We start from the raw sequence: 2,567 nt of genomic DNA on the forward strand, positions 1-2,567 counted from the left end.
AAGAAGATCGATAGCCGTTTCGACACGCGACGCTCGCCCATCAAGTGGAAGATGTTCCATCCACGCAACATCGGCGTCGTCTACCTCTATGCGCTCATCTGGGCCGTGTTCATGACGTGGGTGCCCGAGACGTGGTTCACCTGGTTGACGCATCGTTCCGTGCTCAATGCAAACGCGATCCTGGTCGTTGTTGCCCTCGGCCTGCTGGTCCCACTTGCCGCTGGCGTGTTCGACCTGTCAATCGCGGGCACGATCTCGGCGTCATCGGTCGTTGCTGGCTGGGGAATGGTCGAACAGGGCTGGTCGTATCCGGTTGCGATCGCGGCAGCGTTGCTGGTCGGGGTCGTTGTCGGCAATGTCAACGGGTTCCTCGTCGTGAAAATACGTATCGATTCCTTTATTGCGACGCTGGGGATGAGTTCGATCCTGACTGCGTTTGCAGTTTGGCGATCGAACAACCGATCCATCCTCGGATTTCCTGACTCGTTCAAGTCGCTCGCTACAGAGTTTGCATGGGGCCTCAATAAGACCGTGATTCTGGCCATCGTGCTGGCATTCGCGTTGTGGTTCATTGTCGAACACACCGCAGTCGGACGGTACTTGTTCGCCACCGGCGGCGCCCGCGAGGCAGCTCGACTCGCCGGGGTGCAAACTGACCGCTACGTCTGGGGCTCGCTCGTCACGTCGGCCGTATTCGCCGCGATCGGTGGTGTCATGTTGGCCGCCCAGTTCGGCTCGACCCAGGCGCAATCGGGTTCGCCCTACCTCCTGCCGGCTTTTGCCGCGGCCTTCCTCGGCTCCACTCAGTTCAAACGTCGTTTCAACGTGTGGGGCGCCGTCCTCGCCGTCTTCGTCTTGCAGTCTGGAGTCAAAGGACTCCAACTCGCTGGTGTCGGCACGACATGGATCGAAGCGCTGTTCTTTGGTGTCGCACTGATCGTCGCTGTTGGATTTTCTTTCTATCGGAAAAGCGTCCACGGTGGCGAGCGTCGGTGGTGGCGACGCGAGGAGAGCGGCCCCGAGCACTTCCTCGGCAAGTTGCTCGGTTGGGGTACTCCCAAGACCGACCGCTCCAAGGAAAACGTGCAGGAATGGTGGTACGACCCCGAGGACGCCGAGGGCCACCACATCAAGCCGAAGTGAAACGAGAGCCCACAATGTACGACACCACAACGAGGAGAATCAGATGAGCTTGGTCGGCGCGAAGGTGCTTCGCAAGGAAGATCCGCGGCTTCTCACCGGTACCGGCACGTTTGTCGACGACCTTGCTCCGGCCCGAACGGTGTTCGCCGAGTTCGTGATGTCCATCGAGGCGCACGGGCGAATCACATCGATCGATGGGCGCGAGGCGTTGAGGATCGACGGAGTGCTCGGGGTGTACACCGCTGCCGATTTCGTCGACTACCCGGATCTGCCGCAGGGACTGCCGGGTTTCGAACGACCGGTCCTTGCTCGCAACACCGTCCGTTTCGCCGGAGAGCCGGTTGCGATTGTCGTCGCAGAGGACCGATACGCAGCAGCCGACGCAGTGAGTGCTGTCTACGTCGAGTACGAGCCGTTGCCGGTGATGACATCGATCGAGGCCGCGACCGCAGCCGACGCTACGCCGCTGTTTGGGCATCACGGTTCCAATGTGGTCACCGTCGTGCCCATGCTGGAGGATCTTGAGCGCGAGTTCGAACGGTGCGATCAGCGAGCTGGCCTGCACATCGTGAACCAGCGTTGTGCGGCGGTGCCGATCGAGCCGGTTGCGGTGCTTGCCGACTGGAAACCAGACGGCTTGACCGTCTGGGCGACGACTCAGGCACCCCATCACCTGCGCAACAACTTGGCGACATGGCTCGATGTTCCCCAGACCACTTGCCGGGTGATTGCTCCGGACGTCGGCGGGGGATTCGGCTCGAAAATTGTCTGGTACCCGGAGATGTTCGTTGCACCCGTCCTGTCCAAGCTGCTCGGCCGACCGGTGAAGTTCGCGCAGACACGATCCGAGGCGATGGTGCAGATGGCGGCGGGCCGCGATCAGGTCCATGACATCGATGTCGGATTCGACAACAGCGGCAAGATCAAAGCACTGCGCCTCGTCGTCAGCCAGAATCTGGGCGCCTACCCCGATCCGACCGGTCTTGGCCTTGCCGTCCTGACGACCTGGATGGCTGCCGGGGCATATCGGATCCCAAAGGTCGAGGCGTCATATCGTACGGTCACGACGAACACGACGCCGGTGGCCGCGTACCGGGGTGCCGGTCGACCCGAGGCAACGTTCTCAGTCGAGCGGATCGTCGACGTCGTGGCCAGACGAACCGGCCTGGACCCGGCCGAGGTCCGTCGCCGAAACTTCATTCCGAAATCAGCTTTCCCGTACGAAACGCACAACGAAGCTGTCGTCTATGACTCTGGCGACTTCGATGCTGCACTCGCCGAATGCCTCCGCATCATCGACTACGACGCCGTACGCGCTGAACAAGCGGAGCGGCGCGCCGACCCCAAGGCAAAGCTGTTGGGGATTGGGCTGTCGTGCTGGTTAGAGATCGCAGGCTTCGGACCTAATGGCTCGCTGGAAGGCT

The 2,567-nt window shown here is 61.6% G+C and carries 2 protein-coding genes; both read left to right on the forward strand.

Annotation, left to right across the window (positions count from 1 at the left end):
* Positions 1-1,143: ABC transporter permease (locus ACH2EI_RS07570; protein WP_395159603.1), on the forward strand; the 1,143-nt coding region annotated here is incomplete at its 5' end.
* A gap of 43 nt (positions 1,144-1,186) precedes the next feature.
* Positions 1,187-2,567 (forward strand): xanthine dehydrogenase family protein molybdopterin-binding subunit (locus tag ACH2EI_RS07575; protein ID WP_395159605.1); only part of this gene is annotated, 1,381 nt, incomplete at its 3' end.

It is taken from the genome of Ilumatobacter sp., assembly GCF_041688325.1.
Lineage (GTDB): Bacteria > Actinomycetota > Acidimicrobiia > Acidimicrobiales > Ilumatobacteraceae > Ilumatobacter_A.